Source organism: Phyllobacterium sp. T2-21 (assembly GCF_055378485.1).
This window is the reverse complement of the sequence record NZ_AP027912.1, coordinates 886,681-903,786: the sequence shown is the minus strand read 5'-3', so window position 1 is coordinate 903,786 and position 17,106 is coordinate 886,681. Positions and strand designations below refer to the sequence as shown.

The window sequence follows — 17,106 nt, the reverse complement described above, 5'->3', positions numbered from 1 at the left end:
TGCATTTGGAAATTACTGCGTGAGCAGAATTTTTGAGTAATCAAATGCACAACCGGTTTTGAGCGTATACTCAAAGTCTGGTGTACCGCCGCCGCCATCTTCCCAGCCATGCCTTCTCGTAGAACCGTCGCAACTCAGGAGATCGTTCATGATCACCGGCGGTCCTTCTTTTTCCGTGGTTGATTGAGCACCATCGAGGGCCAGACGCCACGCGTCGTTTGCCCTGTCACTTCTAACCAGGAAGGCATTCGCATTATCTTTGAGTGTCTTCTCCTGTTGAAACGTCAAATTGTCCGGTGTGGGCGTTATCTGATCGTTGGAACTGGTGGAAGTCGTACATTTCTTGTTGACATTCTTTTTGCCGACAGGGCAGCCGTCCTTCTTGACGACCATGGTAAAATAGAAGGTCTTGAACTTTCCCAATGAGAACGTTTGGGATTGTGCATTTACGGGCGGTACCGATGTTCCCTTGCCGTCGGTCTGGCTGGCATTGGTATACTCAAGAGCTGCCACTTCCTCCGTTGCGCCATTTTCTCTGACAACCATTACCGATATTCTTTTGTAATAAGTTCCCTTAACCTTTGTGATGGTGAAGGTGGCATCAACCGGCGTCAATGCTCCGGATGCTATCGACGTGGTGGCAATGTCCATTGAATTCAGATTCAACACCTGCATGAACGTCGTTTGCATCGGCCGCGCAACAGAGAGTTTGATCCGTGCCGGGACATCGTTTGTCACCGTCACATTGTACGTAGCGCCACTGCTGTCGAAGTTAGGGACGTTCGCGCGCAAGCTTTTTTGAATGCGGCTCTTCACGTCATCCAGATTGTTTCCTGTATAGGTCGATGCACCCCACAGCACCGCGGCATCCGCTGCGTTCTGCAGTTCAGCACGCTGACTGCTTGCACGGGTATAATCAACTGCAAGACCGGTCATGCCCATAAGCGGCACAAGCAGCAGACCGAAGGTCAGTGCCGTGGCCCCACGCTTGTCTCTCAGGAATTGTTTGAATTTGCTCATAGCCCGCTCCGGTTGTTGAGCGAACCATGAAGGCCATGCCGTAAATGCCTGCTTAGCAAATTCGTTCAGATTGTCTCAATCCGCGATAAGTCGTGCACCATGGTAAAAATCCGATAAAGCACGACCTAGGCAGCGGGCGCGCCCGGCCGCACAAAACCCTCGCTGGCAACGAGCAGATTGCGCGTATAGGCCTGCGTCACCTTGCGGGCGGCAAGATCGGCGGCGGAAAGGCGCTCCACCTCGGCACCGCTCTGCATGACCATCAGCCGGTCGCACATGTGGGTGACCACCGCCAGATCGTGACTGACCATCAGGAAGGTCAGCTTGCGGTCGCGGCGTATCTGTTCCAGCAGGTTCAGCACTTCGGCCTGTACGGATGCGTCGAGCGCCGATGTCGGTTCATCGAGCAGCAGGATCGACGGCTCCAGGATCAATGCCCGGGCGATGGCGACACGCTGGCGCTGGCCGCCGGACAGCTGATGCGAATAACGGAAGCGGAAGCTGGAGCCGAGGCCCACCTCGTCGAGCGCGCGCAGAATGCGCTTTTCAATGTCGGTAAATCCGTGGACCGCCAGTGGTTCGAGCAGAAGCCGGTCGACGGTCTGGCGCGGGTGCAGCGAACCATAGGGGTCCTGGAACACCATCTGCACTTCACGATAGAACGCCTTGGTGCGCTTCTTGTCCAGCAGCTTGCCGTTCACGGTGATCGAGCCGCCGCTGGTCGGCGCAAGCCCGGCAACCGCCCGCAGCAATGTCGATTTGCCGGAGCCGGATTCACCGACGAGTCCGAAGGATTCACCCGGCAGCACATCGAGGCTGACACCCCGCAAGGCGCGGAAACGGTCGAACGTGACTTCAAGCTTGTCGACGACAAGCGCTTTGGCAGGAGATGTCGTCATGCCGCCCACTCCGGCTTGCGATCAAGGACAGGGAGAGGATGGGTATCGGCACCAATTTTCGGCATGCAGTTCAGAAGCCCCTGCGTATAGGGATGTTTGGCATTGTGCAGGTCCTTGGCGGCGATCTCCTCGACGATGTGGCCCGCATACATGACGATGACCCGGTCGCAGAACGACGAGACCAGCCGCAGATCATGCGAAATGAAGATCAGCCCCATGCCGCGATCGCGCACCAGATTGTCGAGGATGGCGAGAACATCCAGCTGGACAGTCACGTCGAGCGCCGAGGTCGGTTCATCGGCGATCAGCAGTTCCGGGCCGGTGATCAACATCATGGCAATCATGGCGCGCTGCCCCATGCCGCCCGAAACCTCATGCGGGTGGAGATCGAAGACGCGCTCGGGATCGCGAATCTGCACGGCGGCCAGCATGTCGAGCGCACGCTTGCGCGCCTCGGATTTGCTGACCCGTTCGTGGGTGCGCAGCGTCTCGACGATCTGCCGCCCGATGCTCATGACCGGATTGAGCGAATATTTCGGGTCCTGCAAAATCATGGCAATCCGGTTGCCGCGCAGCGACCGCCGTTCGGCAGCCGAGACTTTCAGCAGGTCGATGCCATCGAAATTCAACGTCTCCGCGGTAATTTTCGCATGCGGCGGCGTCAGCCCCATGATGGCGCGCCCGGTCTGGGACTTGCCCGAACCGGATTCGCCGACGATGCCGAGACGTTCGCGGCCGAGCGTGAAGGATACACCGCGCACGGCATCGACCACACCCGTCCGGGTCGGAAACTGGACCCGCAGGTCCTTGACAGTCAAAAGGGTGCTCATTGGTTATTGCCTCGCGGATCAAGCGCGTCGCGCAGGCCATCGCCCAACAGATTGAAGCCAAGGCTGACGATCAGGATGGCAAAGCCCGGTGCTGCGGCAACCCACCACTGATCCATGATGAAACGGCGGCCCGACGCAATCATCGCCCCCCATTCCGGCAATGGCGGCTGAGCGCCGAGACCAAGAAAGCCAAGACCCGCGGCAATCAGGATGATACCGGCCATGTCCAGGGTCACACGGACAATCAGCGAGGACAGGCAGAGCGGCATGATGTGCCGCAGGACGATGCGGACCGGCGAGGCCCCCATCAGGCGGACGGCTGCAATATAGTCGGAATTGCGAATCGTCAGTGTTTCAGCGCGCGCGATACGCGCATAGGGTGGCCAGGACGTCACCGCGATGGCAAAGACCGCATTTTCGATACCAGGTCCCAGGGCTGCGACGAGCGCAAGCGCAAGAATAAGCTTTGGGAAGGCCAGAAAAATATCGGTGAGGCGCATGAGGATGGAATCGACCCAGCCTCCCGCATAACCCGCGGCAGTGCCGACGATCAGGCCAATGGGCGCTGCGATGATCGCTACGAGTATCACGACATAGAGCGTGAGGCGCGAGCCATAGATGAGGCGTGAGAGAATATCACGGCCCTGATCATCGGTGCCGAGCCAATAATCACCACCGGGTGGCAACAGGCGCGCATTGCGCAGGTCGCCGATAACGGGTGAATGTGGCGCAAGAACATTGGCCAATGCTGCAACCACCAGCAGGGCGACGATAATGGCAAGGCCGGCAAGCGCCAGCCGGTTGCTGGCGAAGCGGCCCCACACCAGATAGGCGCGGCCAAGCCTTGCCTGCAGGCGCGATTGCGGACGGTCACTCATCAGCCATTGACGGCGCGACATGGGTGGAGGCGGTGTATGGATTGTCTGGCTCATCGTGCGCGCGTCCGTGGGTCAAGCGCCTGATACAGAAGATCAGACAGGAGATTGATGGCAATGAACACTGCGCCAATGATGATGGTGCCGCCAAGGACCGCGTTCATATCCGCGTTTTGCAGGGAATTGGTGATGTACAGGCCGAGGCCCGGCCACGAGAAGACGGTTTCGGTCAGGACTGAACCTTCAAGCAAATTGGCATAGGACAGGGCAATGACCGTCACCAGTGGCACGGCGGCGTTGCGCAAGGCATGGGCCCAGATGATGCGGGTTTCCGACAGGCCCTTGGCGCGGGCGGCAACGATATATTCCTGCTCCAGCTCATTGAGCATGAAACTGCGGGTCATGCGGCTGATATAGGCAAGCGAGAAATAACCGAGCAGCGAAGCGGGCAGGATGATGAATGAGAAGATGTTCCAGAAGGCATCCCAATTGCCCTGCAGCACCGCGTCAAGCAGATAAAAGCCGGTAATGGGTGTAAAGGTGTATTCATAGATGACGTCGATGCGGCCCGGCCCCGAAGTCCAGCCAAGCTTGGCATAAAAGACCAGCAACGCCAGCAATCCGAGCCAGAAGATCGGCATGGAATAGCCGATAAGACCGATAAGACGCACGATCTGGTCGATCAGGCTGCCACGTTTGACGGCGGCAAGAACCCCAAGCGGTACGCCGAAAAGCGTGCCGATGAGCGTGCCGAACGTGGCAAGCTCCATGGTGGCGGGAAACACCCGGCGGATGTCGGTCATGACAGGATTGGAGGTCAAGACCGAATTGCCGAAATTACCCTGCAGCGCGCCTTTCACATAGATGAAAAACTGCTCATAGAGCGGCAGGTTCAGGCCATATTCCTCACGCACGCGCTCGACCACATGGGCCGGGGCCCGATCGCCGACGATCGCCAGGGCGGGATCGATGGGAATGACCCGTCCGATAAAGAAGGTCACGGCGAGAAGGCCGAGGAAAGTGATCGCGCCGATCAGCACGAAGCGGCCAATAGCAATGGCAAGGCCGGAGGCCCAGGCGCCTGAACGCCTGGCCTCCAGTTGTGTTTCTGTGGTCGTCATAATTTCAGCCTTGGGCGCTTGCCCTGATCATTTCGATACGGTGAAAACGTAATTGGTATCGAAAGATGGTCCGAGCTTGAAACCCTTGAGATTCGAGCGGATACCGGCAACTTCCGTCTGCTGGAACAGGAGAACGAACGGGCTGGTTGCCAGAACCTTCTTCTGCAGATCCTCATAGGTCTTGGCGCGCTTGGCAGTGTCGCGTTCCAGCAGGGCCGACTTGGTTTCCTTGGTCAGATCCGGCACATCCCAGGCATTGCGCCATGCGAGCGTCTTGTTGGTGCCCGTATCGGCATTGTCCGGATTGCTGGTGAAGGTTTCCGCATTGGAGTTCGGATCCCAGTAATCCACGCCCCACTGACCGATATAGATATCGTGGGTGCGGGCGCGGTATTTGGTCAGCGTCTGCTTGCCGTCGCCGGGAATGATCTCCAGCTTCACGCCGCCCTGGGCAAAGGTCTGCTGCACGGATTCGGCAATGCCCGTCACCGGCTGGCCGTTGCGCACATCCATCGTCACCGAGAAACCATCCTTCAGGCCGGCCTTGGCCAGAAGTTCCTTGGCCTTCGCCACGTTGAGGGAATAGGGCTTTTCGTCCAGCTCGCCCAGAATGCCCTTCGGCAGGAAGGTCTGGTGGATTTCGCCGATGCCCTTGATCAGCTTTTCGCCGATGGCGTCATAATCGACGAGGTATTTCAGCGCTTCACGCACTTCCGGCTTGGCCAGGTTCGCATTCTTCTGGTTGAGGCTGAAATAATAGATCGTGCCCTTGGCTGCGCTGGTCGTCTTGATGTCGCTGTTCTTGACCACCTGTTCCAGATCGTTGGGCTCCAGATTGCGGGCAACGTCGATATCGCCCTTTTCCAGAAGCAGGCGCTGCGTGGCGCTTTCCTTGACGTGGCGGTAGATCACGCGGTTGAGCGGCGCCTTGGTGCCGTGATAATTGTCGTTGCGCTCCAGAACGAGGATTTCGTTGGCGCGCCAGTCGCGGATCTTCATCGGGCCGGAACCGGCATAATTGGTCTTCATCCAGGCATTGCCATAGTCATTGTCAACCACATGCTGCGAGATCAGCTTCTTGTCGACGACGGATGCAACCGTCGATGTCAGGCAGTTGAGCACGAAGCTTGGGGCATAGGGCTGGTCAACGGTGAAAACGAAGGTGCTCGGATCCGTTGCCTTGGCCTTTGCGGTGACATTGTCCGGCTTCAGGCCGAACTGGGTGAGGATGAAGGCGGGGCTCTTGTCGATCTTGATGGCGCGTTCGAAGGAATAGGCGACGTCTTCAGCCGTCAGCGGATTGCCGGAAGCAAATTTGAGGCCCGGCTTCAGCTTGAACGTATAGGTCAGGCCATCGTCGGAAACCGTCCAGCTCTCGGCAACGTCCGGAATGATCTTCGAGGGGTCATTGATGTCGAGGCGCACCAGCTTGTCATAGGTATTGCCGTTGATCTCGCCCATGGTGAGCTCGAAGGCCTCGCCCGGATCAAGTGTAATCACATCGTCGATGGCAAAAGCTTCGACCAGCGTATCGGCTGGCGTTGCGGCCCATGCAGGCACGCCGGATATCACGAGCGCGGAGAGCGCCGCACTTCCAACAAGCAGCCGGAATTTCGCGTTTAACTGGTTGATCAACATAATAGTCACCCCTGTTTTTTGTGTTGTTTCAGTTCGTTTCATGCCAAGCGGACCGCAGGATACGCATCCAGTTTCCGTAGCAAATCTTTGCAAGATCCTCGTTTGAATATCCAGCGTCCGTCAGCGCTTTGACAAGCGCCTGATTGCCCGCCGCGTCAGCGATTTCGCTGGGGATTTTAGCACCATCAAAATCCGAGCCAAGGGCCACGCAGTCGATTCCCATGCGATTGACCATATAGTCGATGTGGCGAACCATGTCGCTGAGCGGCGTGTCGGCATTCTCGCGGGCGTCCGGACGCAGCATCGCGACCGCATAGTTCAGGCCAACCAGCCCCTTGCGCTCGCGAATGGCATCGAACTGCTTGTCCGTCAGATTGCGTGCGATCGGCGTGAGCGCGTGAACATTGGAATGGCTGGCAACCAGCGGCTGATCGCTGATCCGGGCGACATCCCAGAAGCCTTTTTCCGTGATATGGGCAAGATCAACGAGAATGCCGAGGCGGTTGCACGCCCTGACCAGATCCTCGCCCGCCGCTGTCAGACCGGGACCGGTATCCGGGTCGGACGGATAGGCGAATGGAACCCCGTGAGCGAAAACATTGTTGCGGCTCCAGACCGGCCCGAGTGAGCGCAGTCCCGCCGCATAGAAAACCTCGAGTGCGGCCAGATCGGCATCGATCGCTTCGCAGCCCTCGATGTGCAGAACCGCAGCGAACTGGTCGTTGGCCACCGACTCCTCGATATCGGCAGTGGAACGGCACAGCTTCCATCCGCCCGCCTGTTCCAGACGCAGCGCAATCGAGGCCATTTCCAGGGAGATGTCGAGGGAGGGTGCACGCTCAAGCGGCGCAGCGAGCGGCGTAAAATAGTGCCCCTTGGCATCGGGCGCCTTGAAGGCAAGATCGCCTGACGGAACATAGATGGCGCACAGGCCGCCAACGAGCCCGCCCTTCAGGGCGCGGCTTTTGTCGATATGGCCTGAGGTGGTGCCTTCAATGAATTCGCGGACCGGGTCGGCGCCGTCTTTTGAATGTTTCCACAACCGGTAAAGCACATCGTTGTGACCATCAAAGACAGGCTGCATTTCAATTCCCACTCAGGTTACCCAACAAGGCACGCCCACCGACAAATCGTTTCATCAACGTCCGGTGCTGCGTGCTTCTTCTTGGACAAAAGATCATGTCGCAGAGGAACAGGCAAGATAGGAATTGTACAAAAGTATAAGAGCAACCCCATTTGTGCCGGGCGACCGATGGGAACGGGTTGCAACCTGTGGATCGTGGTCGTTACTGCTGCGGTGTGATAGCAACAAAACCCAGGCGCACAACACAGTTGTATTGCGTGCCGTTACGGGTTACATCTTATGATAATCAGTTTCAGACATAAGGGACTTGAAACCTTCTATCGCACTGGTTCGGCCCGAGGGATACAGGCCGCGCATTCAGCAAAGCTGACACTGATTCTGACTGCATTGGATGCTGCGGAAACAACCAAACAACTGGAACTGCCGGCTTTCAGACTGCATCCCCTCAAAGGTCCGCTGAACGGGTTTTGGTCTATCTGGGTCAACGGCAATTGGCGCGTGATTTTTCGCTTCAACAATCAGAACGTCGAGCTAGTCGACTATCGGGATTATCACTAGGAGCAACCATGATGAAAAGCCCAGCACACCCGGGAATTGTCTTGAAGGAAACCGTGCTCAACCCGCTTGGCATTAACGTCAGCGAGGCCGCAGAACGGTTAGGCATGTCGAGACCTGCACTTTCCCGGGTTCTCAATGGGCATGCTGCAATCAGCCCTGAGCTCGCTCTTCGCTTGGAGGCGGCGGGAGTTAGCGAAGCCAAGTTCTGGTTGAATATGCAAATCAACTACGATCTTGCACGAGCACGGGCATCTGCCAGACCTGCCGTAAAGACGATTCAGCCGCCAAAAGCTGCGTAAGACCATGGATTGTCTACAGGACGTAAAACGGCGCTTCCCATGCCGACATCATTCACGCCGATTTTGACCTGCGGGCGGTGGCCTGACGGCAACGCCCGCAGCCGGGACTATTGTCAGGGATCAGACGTCCAGATTGGCAACGCTGAGCGCATTGTCCTGAATGAACTCGCGGCGCGGCTCGACATCATCGCCCATCAGCCTTGAGAACAGGCTGTCGGCGTCCGTCGCGTCATTGACCTTGACCTGCAACAGCGAGCGGGCATTGGGATCAAGCGTGGTTTCCCACAATTGATCGGCGTTCATTTCGCCCAGTCCCTTGTAACGCTGCAGCGACAGGCCCTTGCGTCCCGTGGCAAAGACCGCCTCAAGCAGGGCAATCGGTCCTGCCAGGGATTCGGACTTTTCCTTGCGGCGCAGGACAGGCGGCTTGCCGTAGACTTCCTGCAGACGCGGGGAATAGCGGTCGAGCTGGCGTGCATCGGCCGAACCGATCAAGGCCATGTCGAGCGTCACGGTTTCTTTCACGCCGCGCAGCGAACGTTCCAGGACATAGCCATCGACACCGTCATCCGGCGTTGCAAGCCGGCCGGTCCAGCCTTTTTCCGTCTCTTCGGCGATCAGGTCGAGGCGGGCAGCGACTTCCTTCACCAAAAGCTCGGCGCGCGGCGTATCGGAAATGGCCTCCGGATTGAGCGCACCGGCGATCGTCGCCTGCTCGACAACGGCGCGGTCGTAGCGGGTGTTGAGGCCCAGCAGCAGATGACGGACAGCCAGCGCATCATTGATGACAGACCGCAGATCCGTACCGGCCCGCACTTCGCCGCCGGTCAGTTCCAGCGATGCTTCTTCAAGGCCTGAATCAATCAGGAACTCCTCGAAGGCCGCTTCATTCTTGATATATTGCGAGGACTTGCCGCGCGACACCTTATAAAGCGGTGGCTGGGCGATATAGATATGGCCGCGCTCGATCAGTTCCGGCATCTGGCGGAAGAAGAACGTCAGCAGCAGCGTGCGAATGTGCGCCCCGTCGACGTCGGCGTCGGTCATGATGATGATCTTGTGATAACGCAGCTTGTCCGGGTTGAACTCGTCCTTGCCGATGCTGGTTCCCAGCGCCAGGATCAGCGTGCCGATCTGGTCGGAGGACAGCATACGGTCGAGTTTGACACGCTCGACGTTCAGGATCTTGCCGCGCAGCGGCAGGATCGCCTGGTTCTGGCGCGAGCGGCCGCCCTTGGCCGAACCACCGGCGGAATCGCCCTCGACGATGAAGATTTCCGACTTGGCCGGATCGCGCTCCTGGCAGTCGGCAAGCTTGCCCGGCAACGAGCTGATGCTCAGCGAATTCTTGCGGGTGATGTCGCGCGCCTTGCGGGCAGCCTCGCGGGCGGATGCAGCCTGGATGACCTTTTCCACCAGAACCTTGCCTTCGGCGGGATGTTCTTCCAGCCAGCTCGACAAGGCCTCGTTGACGAGACTTTCGACGACCGCGCGCACTTCGGATGAAACGAGCTTGTCCTTGGTCTGCGACGAGAATTTCGGGTCCGGCACCTTGACGGAGAGAACGGCGGTCAGACCTTCACGGCAATCGTCGCCCGTCAGCGATACCTTTGCCTTTTTCGCCTGCCCGGTGTTTTCGGCATAGCCCGTCATCTGGCGCGTCAGCGCACCGCGGAAACCGGCGAGATGCGTCCCGCCATCGCGCTGCGGAATGTTGTTGGTGAAACACAGAACATTCTCGTGATAGCTGTCATTCCACCACATGGCGACTTCCACTGTGGTGTCATCGCGTTCACCGCGAATATAGATCGGTTCGTTGACCAGTTCCTTTTTGGTGCGATCGAGATATTTGACGTAGGCCGTCAGCCCGCCCTCATAAAACAGCTCGAGCTCGACCGGATCGGCATGGCGGCGGTCAGCCAGAAGGATGCGAACACCGGAATTCAGGAAAGCCAGTTCGCGCAGACGATGTTCCAGCGTCTTGAAATCGAACTCGACCATGGTGAATGTGTCGGTCGAGGGCAGGAACGACACTTCCGTGCCGGTCTCGCCATTGGACTCGCCGATTTCCCGCAGCGGAGCATCGGCAACGCCATGGGTGAAACTCATTTCATGGATTTTGCCCTGACGGCGAATCTTGAGGCGCAGCCAGACCGACAGGGCGTTGACCACGGAAACACCCACGCCATGCAGACCGCCCGACACCTTGTAGGAGTTCTGATCGAACTTACCGCCGGCGTGCAGCTGGGTCATGATGACCTCGGCTGCGGAGACGCCTTCCTCGTGCATATCGGTGGGAATTCCGCGTCCGTTATCCGTGACAGTGCAGGACCCGTCGGGATTGAGCGTGACAGTGACGCGCGTCGCATGACCGGCTAGCGCCTCGTCAATGGCGTTGTCGACGACTTCATAGACCATGTGGTGCAAGCCGGAACCGTCGTCCGTATCACCGATATACATACCCGGGCGTTTGCGGACAGCATCCAACCCCTTGAGAACCTTGATAGAATCTGCACCATATTCCGGTGAAGTTCCGGTCGTCATCTCAGGTGTATCACTCATATAAATTCAATCTTTTCTTGGCGCCGTGAACTGGCGTGAAGGACCCGGGCGAATCATGCCCGGCTGCAAACCTAGATATAGTGGTTAATGTACGTTTTTCCAATTCTTAGCCTATAGGCTATCCACGGATCATGGCTAAAAAACGCCTGATCGACGCGGAAATCCGTGCCTGAACCTTGCGGTATGGCACAGATTCAGGCTGAGCCCGGCCCGCCTTCTCGCGTAATTCATTCCGGGCGCCACACCATGGACCGGAACACAGCGGTGCACGCTACCTGATAATCTGGATTCCGGTCGACGCCGGCCTTGCAATGGGAGACTGGGCGTCGAAAAACGCATTGACCTCGGCGAAATCAAGACTGCCGGTTTCATCGCGATCGATTTCCCGGAAATGATCGGAAAAATAGCCCACACCGGCTTTTTCCGCCGAAGCGACGGTGACACGCTGCGTGGCAGGGTCAGCGGCCCGGTCGAACAGAAAACGGATACGGCGGTCGACAGCGCTGTCCACACTCTCCGGCGTGACCGGCTCCGGATTTCCCTGTCCCGGCTGGTCATGCGGCGGAATGGCGCGCAGCACGCGCGTCCGCATGTCCGGATCCGGCTGGGTCAAACTGATGGAATCCCCGGCATGGGAGGCTGGCGCCTGCCCGCTGACAGCGAGCAAAACCGTGACCATCGACAAAGCAAACTTACTCATGGCTATCCCCTGATGCGAGAGGTGCACTCAATGCGGCAATCACGTTTGTCTGGGGCTGAGTATAGAATGCATCAAGATCCTGCATGACACGCTCATAGGAACGGGTCTTGCCGGGTAGGACGCCGTGACCGCCCTCATAGGTTTTGACCGGTACCTTCGCCGCCAAGCCAGCGCGCGTTATGTTCAGTTCCGTCTGATGAAACACGGTGTTGAGGTCGTAATAACCGTGCTGGACGAGAACCTTCAGGTTCGGGTTCAAGGTCAAGGCAAAAGCCATATCCGGGAGACTGGCTCCCAACCTGCCTTCGGCACCAGGCAGCCTTGGATCAGGCAAGAACTCCCAGTTGCTGATGATGCTTCCGTTGAGATTCAGATAAGGTGATGTCGACCTGTAGTTCATGAAACCAGCCTGATAGGTCTCTATGAAACTATAATAAATATCCGTCCGATCCAACATCGGATCGATTGCCTGTCTGGGCAAAAACTCCCGTCCGTCGTTGATGACAAGCTTACCCTGCACCGGATCAAACTTTTCAAGGAATTGCATGGGATTGAGATTGGGCGTTTCGATCCAGGGATTGTCCTTGGACATATTCCCTTTCTGGTACGGTTTGCCTATTCCGGTAAGCGAGTAGAGCCTATTGAGGAAATCTTCAGCATTGGGTTGACCTGCGTCCGAAACGGACCAGTTGGGTGCTTTGAGGTAAGCGTCCCATTGGATTCGGTCAGAGGCCGCTTGCGAAACGCCCGGGAATACGGCCAGATACAGGCTGTTGAAGGTGACGGCAAATGTGCGGACATCCGACAGAAATCTCGCGATCCTTGACGCCGCAGTTGCTGGATCGGCCGTTTTCAGATCCTCGGCCGTCAGATCCTGACGTCCGGCGGGTTTGCCATGATAGGCGGCAACCATGGCATAGGTCGGCAGCGCTCCCCCGCAGGAGAAGTTGGATTGGCGGCAGTCTGTTTTAAAGTCCAGCATCGGCGAGTTCAGGATCAGTCCGGCCAGGATATTGGCCGGCTTGCCGTCCGGGCCAGCCGCATAATCTCGGGTGCCGCTTTCGATGAGCCGGCGCCCGATGATCGGCGCACGCATGCCGCCATAGGATAGACCGTAAATATATTTCGGCGAGCTTTGCCGGCCGGTGAGGTTGATGTAACGGGTGATAAAGTCACGCAGGACCTTGGCGTCGCTGTCGACGCCCCAGAAATCCGCGTTTTCATACGGCCGGATCGCTGCGGAATAACCCGTTCCAACCGGATCGACAAACACAAGATCGGTTTTGTTGAGCAGAGTATCGGGATTGTCGAGCAGCTTCAATTCCGGCGACACCGGATCAACTTTCTTCGGTCCAAGAAAATCGAGATCAAGATCTGCCGATGCGTTGCCCGGCCCGCCATTGAAAACGAAGGTGACCGGGCGGGTTTCACGCGGCAGGTCATCACGCGTATAGGCCGTATAGAAAATGGCGGCTTGCGCATCGAGTCGCGCCAGATCAACCGGCTTCGCCGGGGCGCCCGCCCAGTCATAGGCAATCATATGACCGGCGGTTGCGGTGAACTGAATGACACTCCCCTTGAGGTTGATCGTCTGCGCCTTGCTGGAAGCCGTTTCGCTCACAGCCAGGCGGTCCACCGCATCGTGGAACCCATAGGCAAAGACGGCACTCCCGGGCACCGGCTGCACGGGCTTGGGGGCGGTAAAAGTTCCTGACGAGGCGGTTGAAGCGGATTTATCGGAATCGGAACCGCCACTGCAGGAGACGAGAAACGCCGCCAGCAGGAGCCAGTACAGGCGGAAAGCCATGGTCACAACCTCATAATACAAATCGATAAAATACTTAAGCTATTGATAGAATGAGATAAAAATTGAGAACAAATCTGATTTTCGGCCAGTCGTATCGACTGTCTCACAAAAATGGCGGTGCATGGAATGAGTACACCCTGCCCGGCCACACCTCGTCAATTAGCCATTGGTCGATACGCCGATGGCGAACCGGCGAAGAGCCGGGACATTGCAGGAATCGGGGTTGAATGGCTGGACATCGGGAAACAACATCCCCACATCGTGGGTCTGGAGGCCGCCACATGGACACTGTCAGAACCGCATTCATTCCCCCCGCGCCGGTGCCGCGCACAGGCCCGGTCGGCACGATTGAGCTGATCCGCACCATTTACCGCAATCCGCTCGAATTGTGGGGAGAGCCGTCCTACAACGAACCATGGGTATCCATCGACTGGGCCTTCCAGCACACGATCATCGCCAATGATCCCGGTCTGATCCGCCACGTCCTCGTCGACAATGCCAAGAATTACAAGATGGCGGCGGTGCGCCAGCGCATCCTGCGCCCGATCCTGCGCGATGGGCTGCTCACAGCCGAAGGCGAGACCTGGAAGCGCTCGCGCAGGGCCATGGCGCCCGTTTTTACCCCGCGCCACATCAACGGTTTTGCCGAAGCGATGAAGCGGACCACGGAAAGCTTTGCCGAGCGCTATGAAAGCGTGGCGGGCACCGTCGATGTGTCCCGCGACATGACGATGCTCACCTATGATATCCTGGCGGAAACCCTGTTTTCCGGCGAAATTGCCGGTGAACCCGACGAATTCGCCCATGAAGTCGACCGCCTGTTCGAGACAATGGGGCGCGTCGACCCGCTGGACCTCCTCGGTGCGCCGAGCTGGCTGCCGCGCTTCACCCAGATCCGCGGCCGCAGGGCACTGGCCTTCTTCCGCAAGATCGTTGCCGAGACGATCGTCCTGCGCAAGGCGCGCATGGACCGGGATGGCGACGCCGTTCCCAACGATTTCCTGACATTGCTGCTGCGTGCGGAAGGACCGGACGGGCTGTCGCGCGCCGAGATCGAAGACAATATCATCACCTTCATTGGCGCCGGGCATGAAACCACGGCGCGGGCGCTGGGCTGGACGTTCTATCTGCTGGCACAGGCGCCGTGGGAACGCGATCTGATCGAACAGGAAATCGACGCCTTCATGCAGCAGGACCCGCTGCCGGCGCCGCATGACTGGCTGAACGCCCTGCCCTTCACGCGGGCCGCGTTCGAGGAAGCCATGCGCCTCTACCCGCCAGCGCCTTCAATCAATCGCGAGCCGGTGGAGGACGATCAGTACAAGGATCTGCATATTCCCAAGGGGTCCGCCATTCTGGTCATGCCATGGACGGTGCATCGCCACCGCCTCTATTGGGACAATCCCGAAGCCTTCGTGCCCTCGCGCTTCCATCCGGAAAACCGCGACACGATCGACCGCTTCCAGTACCTGCCGTTCGGCGCCGGACCGCGCGTGTGCATCGGCGCCAGCTTTGCCCTGCAGGAGGCCATCATCGCGCTGGCAACGCTGCTGCACAGATACCGTTTCGATACGGTGGGCACAGCAAAGCCATGGCCGGTGCAGAAACTGACGACGCAACCCGACGGCGGACTGCCCATGGCGGTTTCGGCAAGGCGGTAGGGAATGGCTTCCAGACAACCAAAATCTCTGCCCATTGATTTCACCTGAAATTAAAGCTATATTCCTTTCAGATGAAAGGTATAGACATGTCGGCACTCACCCAACGCACACCGGAACACACCAGCAAGACCGCCGTTGTTTCCAAGGCTTTGCTGCGGTCGTCCGAACTGCTCGGACTGACCGCCAAGGAACTGTCGACCGTGGTCGGCCTGTCGGAGCCCAGCATATCGCGCCTGAAGCGCAGCGAGGATGGCACGCCGCTCACCGGCAAGAGTTATGAGCTGGCGCTGCTTTTCATCCGGCTCTACCGTTCGCTGGACGCCATTGTCGGCGGTGACGACAGCGTCGCCCGGCAGTGGATCCGCACCGACAACAGCATGCTGGGGGGCAAGCCGCTCAACCGCATCAAAACCATTGACGGTCTCGCCCATGTCCTTGCCTATCTGGACGCCCGACGCGCTCCGATCTGAGGCGCGCGACCGGCACGGCGCCTGCTGGCGTCTCGTTGAGGCGCAACACCGCGTTTCCACCATGAAACTTGTCGATACACTCGACGAGCAGGCCTTGCTCGAGGACGAAATCGAAGCGACCAAGCCGCCCCTGCCGCCGGATTGCGCCCGGCTCGATTATCTCCTGGCAACGCCCTTTCGCTATGGCCGCTATCCCGGCAATTCACGCTTCCGGCGCGAGGGCTATTCCCCCGGCGTGTTCTATGCCAGCGAAGTGGTTGAAACGGCGGTAGCCGAGACGGCATTCTACCGGCTCTTGTTCTTCAGCGAGAGCCCGGGGACGCCTTGGCCGCGCAATGCACTGGAATTCACCGCTTTCGAGAGCCGCTATGCGACGAAGCGCGGTATCGATCTGCTGGCACCGCCCTTTGCCCGGCATGCAGAGCATTGGACGCACCTGACCGACTATACGGCCTGCCTTGCGCTGGCCGACGCGGCGCATCAGGCGGGCATCGAGATCATCCGCTACCAGTCGGTGCGCGACCCCGCGGGCGGTGCCAATCTGGCGCTGCTCTCCTGCGGTGCCTTCGCCATGCCGCGCCCCACGCACACGACCACCTGGCGGTTGGTGTTTTCCGATTATGGCGTCAAAGCCATCTGCGACCAGCCGGACATCCGGCTGGGTTTCAGCCGCGCGATCTTTGCCGGCGACCCCCGCATGGCAAGGATGCTGCGCCCGTAAGACGAAGGCCTAACCGAGCCGCGCGGCATGCCAGGCGACATGATCGGCCATGAAGGTGGAAATGAAGAAATAGGAATGGTCGTAGCCATCGCGCATGTGGAGCGTCAGCGGAATGTTGGCCTGCCGGCACGCCTCTTCCAGGAGCCATGGCCGCAGGCCATCGTCGAGAAAACCATCAGCCTTGCCCTGATCCACCAGCAGTTCCGGCAGCCGGTGGCCATCCTCGATCAGCAGCACGCTGTCATAGGCGCGCCAGGCCGTCTCGTCGGCGCCGAGATATTTTTCAAAGGCCGGACGCGACCAGCCCGCGACACCCGGCCGGACGATGGGGGCAAAGGCGGAAACGGAGCGGTAACGGCCGGGGTGTTTCAGCGCCAGCGTGATGGCGCCGTGCCCGCCCATGGAATGGCCGAAAATACCCTGCCGCGCCATATCGACGGGAAAATTGGCGGCGATCAGCGCCGGCAGTTCCTGCGCGATATAACTCGCCATGCGGTAGTTGTCGGCATAGGGCGCCTCGGTCGCATCGAGATAAAACCCGGCGCCTGACCCGAACTGCCAATTGTCCTTTTCATCAGGCACGTGATCGCCGCGCGGACTGGTATCCGGGCAGACGATGGCAACGCCCTGCTCGGCCGCCGCCCGGCGGTATTCACCCTTGTCCATAACGTTCTGGTGGGTGCAGGTGAGACCCGAGAGATACCACAGCACCGGCACCGGACCATCCTTGGCCTGCGGCGGCAGAAACACCGCGAAGGTCATGTCGCACTGGCAGACATCGCTGTGATGGCGATAGACTCCCTGCGTGCCTTCAAAACTCTTGGCGATCGATAGCGTTTCCATGACAATTCCCGTGGTTTT

The 17,106-nt window shown here is 58.8% G+C and carries 16 protein-coding genes; 5 read left to right on the top strand and 11 right to left on the bottom strand.

The window, feature by feature from the left end; genetic code table 11:
* Positions 1–12: 12 nt before the first annotated feature.
* The 7 genes from ACZ5FP_RS04485 to ACZ5FP_RS04455 form a co-directional block, all read right to left on the bottom strand.
* A complete protein-coding gene (locus ACZ5FP_RS04485) occupies positions 13–1,020 on the bottom strand; it encodes a TadE/TadG family type IV pilus assembly protein (RefSeq protein ID WP_464662379.1) in 1,008 nt (335 codons plus the stop codon).
* 125 nt (positions 1,021–1,145) lie between these two features.
* A complete protein-coding gene (locus ACZ5FP_RS04480; RefSeq protein ID WP_464662378.1) occupies positions 1,146–1,919 on the bottom strand; it encodes an ABC transporter ATP-binding protein in 774 nt (257 codons plus the stop codon).
* Entirely contained in the window at positions 1,916–2,749 is an 834-nt protein-coding gene (locus tag ACZ5FP_RS04475) for an ABC transporter ATP-binding protein (protein ID WP_223612200.1), read from the bottom strand. The genes ACZ5FP_RS04480 and ACZ5FP_RS04475 overlap by 4 nt, the downstream gene beginning before the upstream one ends.
* Complete coding sequence (gene nikC, locus ACZ5FP_RS04470) at positions 2,746–3,681, bottom strand: nickel transporter permease (RefSeq protein ID WP_223612201.1); 936 nt, start codon at positions 3,679–3,681, stop codon at positions 2,746–2,748. The genes ACZ5FP_RS04475 and nikC overlap by 4 nt, the downstream gene beginning before the upstream one ends.
* Positions 3,678–4,745 carry an ABC transporter permease gene (locus ACZ5FP_RS04465; protein ID WP_223612202.1) on the bottom strand — a complete coding sequence of 356 codons (1,068 nt, stop codon included), beginning with the start codon at positions 4,743–4,745 and terminating at the stop codon, positions 3,678–3,680. The genes nikC and ACZ5FP_RS04465 overlap by 4 nt, the downstream gene beginning before the upstream one ends.
* A 27-nt stretch (positions 4,746–4,772) precedes the next feature.
* Positions 4,773–6,383, bottom strand: a complete 1,611-nt coding sequence (locus ACZ5FP_RS04460; protein WP_464662375.1) for an ABC transporter substrate-binding protein — start codon at positions 6,381–6,383, stop codon at positions 4,773–4,775.
* 28 nt (positions 6,384–6,411) lie between these two features.
* Positions 6,412–7,467: a dipeptidase gene (locus ACZ5FP_RS04455; RefSeq protein ID WP_464662373.1), complete on the bottom strand. Its 1,056-nt coding sequence runs from the start codon at positions 7,465–7,467 to the stop codon at positions 6,412–6,414.
* 279 nt (positions 7,468–7,746) lie between these two features.
* Here ACZ5FP_RS04455 and ACZ5FP_RS04450 point away from each other — a divergent pair, with 279 nt between their 5' ends.
* On the top strand, positions 7,747–8,025 hold the full coding sequence (locus tag ACZ5FP_RS04450) for a type II toxin-antitoxin system RelE/ParE family toxin (protein WP_464662371.1): 279 nt from the start codon (positions 7,747–7,749) through the stop codon (positions 8,023–8,025).
* Positions 8,026–8,033: 8 nt separating this feature from the next.
* Positions 8,034–8,324, top strand: coding sequence for a HigA family addiction module antitoxin (locus ACZ5FP_RS04445; RefSeq protein WP_464662369.1), 291 nt, complete (start codon positions 8,034–8,036; stop codon positions 8,322–8,324).
* Between the two features lie 120 nt (positions 8,325–8,444).
* On the opposite strand, the gene gyrB is transcribed toward ACZ5FP_RS04445, so the two are convergent.
* From gyrB to ACZ5FP_RS04430, 3 genes are all read right to left on the bottom strand, one after another.
* The gene (gene gyrB, locus ACZ5FP_RS04440; protein WP_464662368.1) at positions 8,445–10,886 is read right to left on the bottom strand and encodes a DNA topoisomerase (ATP-hydrolyzing) subunit B; all 2,442 of its coding nucleotides are present in this window, start codon (positions 10,884–10,886) and stop codon (positions 8,445–8,447) included.
* Positions 10,887–11,157: 271 nt separating this feature from the next.
* Positions 11,158–11,586, bottom strand: coding sequence for a hypothetical protein (locus ACZ5FP_RS04435; protein ID WP_464662366.1), 429 nt, complete (start codon positions 11,584–11,586; stop codon positions 11,158–11,160).
* On the bottom strand, positions 11,579–13,393 hold the full coding sequence (locus ACZ5FP_RS04430; protein WP_464662364.1) for a S10 family serine carboxypeptidase-like protein: 1,815 nt from the start codon (positions 13,391–13,393) through the stop codon (positions 11,579–11,581). Before ACZ5FP_RS04430 ends, ACZ5FP_RS04435 begins: the two co-directional genes overlap by 8 nt.
* A gap of 281 nt (positions 13,394–13,674) precedes the next feature.
* Between ACZ5FP_RS04430 and ACZ5FP_RS04425 the strand changes: the two genes are divergently transcribed.
* From ACZ5FP_RS04425 to ACZ5FP_RS04415, 3 genes are all read left to right on the top strand, one after another.
* Positions 13,675–15,054 carry a cytochrome P450 gene (locus ACZ5FP_RS04425; RefSeq protein ID WP_464662363.1) on the top strand — a complete coding sequence of 460 codons (1,380 nt, stop codon included), beginning with the start codon at positions 13,675–13,677 and terminating at the stop codon, positions 15,052–15,054.
* Positions 15,055–15,140: 86 nt separating this feature from the next.
* Complete coding sequence (locus tag ACZ5FP_RS04420; RefSeq protein ID WP_223612210.1) at positions 15,141–15,524, top strand: MbcA/ParS/Xre antitoxin family protein; 384 nt, start codon at positions 15,141–15,143, stop codon at positions 15,522–15,524.
* Positions 15,484–16,245 carry an RES family NAD+ phosphorylase gene (locus ACZ5FP_RS04415; RefSeq protein WP_464662361.1) on the top strand — a complete coding sequence of 254 codons (762 nt, stop codon included), beginning with the start codon at positions 15,484–15,486 and terminating at the stop codon, positions 16,243–16,245. The genes ACZ5FP_RS04420 and ACZ5FP_RS04415 overlap by 41 nt, the downstream gene beginning before the upstream one ends.
* 9 nt (positions 16,246–16,254) lie before the next feature.
* Here ACZ5FP_RS04415 and fghA read toward each other — a convergent pair whose 3' ends face one another.
* Positions 16,255–17,088: an S-formylglutathione hydrolase gene (gene fghA / locus ACZ5FP_RS04410; protein WP_464662359.1), complete on the bottom strand. Its 834-nt coding sequence runs from the start codon at positions 17,086–17,088 to the stop codon at positions 16,255–16,257.
* Positions 17,089–17,106: the final 18 nt, after the last annotated feature.

Coding starts and splice junctions, on each gene's coding strand:
- ACZ5FP_RS04485 (WP_464662379.1), bottom strand. CDS start 1,020: ATGAGCAAATTCAAACAATTCCTGAGAGACAAGCGTGGGGCCACGGCA.
- ACZ5FP_RS04480 (WP_464662378.1), bottom strand. CDS start 1,919: ATGACGACATCTCCTGCCAAAGCGCTTGTCGTCGACAAGCTTGAAGTC.
- ACZ5FP_RS04475 (WP_223612200.1), bottom strand. CDS start 2,749: ATGAGCACCCTTTTGACTGTCAAGGACCTGCGGGTCCAGTTTCCGACC.
- nikC (WP_223612201.1), bottom strand. CDS start 3,681: ATGAGCCAGACAATCCATACACCGCCTCCACCCATGTCGCGCCGTCAA.
- ACZ5FP_RS04465 (WP_223612202.1), bottom strand. CDS start 4,745: ATGACGACCACAGAAACACAACTGGAGGCCAGGCGTTCAGGCGCCTGG.
- ACZ5FP_RS04460 (WP_464662375.1), bottom strand. CDS start 6,383: ATGTTGATCAACCAGTTAAACGCGAAATTCCGGCTGCTTGTTGGAAGT.
- ACZ5FP_RS04455 (WP_464662373.1), bottom strand. CDS start 7,467: ATGCAGCCTGTCTTTGATGGTCACAACGATGTGCTTTACCGGTTGTGG.
- ACZ5FP_RS04450 (WP_464662371.1), top strand. CDS start 7,747: ATGATAATCAGTTTCAGACATAAGGGACTTGAAACCTTCTATCGCACT.
- ACZ5FP_RS04445 (WP_464662369.1), top strand. CDS start 8,034: ATGATGAAAAGCCCAGCACACCCGGGAATTGTCTTGAAGGAAACCGTG.
- gyrB (WP_464662368.1), bottom strand. CDS start 10,886: ATGAGTGATACACCTGAGATGACGACCGGAACTTCACCGGAATATGGT.
- ACZ5FP_RS04435 (WP_464662366.1), bottom strand. CDS start 11,586: ATGAGTAAGTTTGCTTTGTCGATGGTCACGGTTTTGCTCGCTGTCAGC.
- ACZ5FP_RS04430 (WP_464662364.1), bottom strand. CDS start 13,393: ATGGCTTTCCGCCTGTACTGGCTCCTGCTGGCGGCGTTTCTCGTCTCC.
- ACZ5FP_RS04425 (WP_464662363.1), top strand. CDS start 13,675: ATGGACACTGTCAGAACCGCATTCATTCCCCCCGCGCCGGTGCCGCGC.
- ACZ5FP_RS04420 (WP_223612210.1), top strand. CDS start 15,141: ATGTCGGCACTCACCCAACGCACACCGGAACACACCAGCAAGACCGCC.
- ACZ5FP_RS04415 (WP_464662361.1), top strand. CDS start 15,484: ATGTCCTTGCCTATCTGGACGCCCGACGCGCTCCGATCTGAGGCGCGC.
- fghA (WP_464662359.1), bottom strand. CDS start 17,088: ATGGAAACGCTATCGATCGCCAAGAGTTTTGAAGGCACGCAGGGAGTC.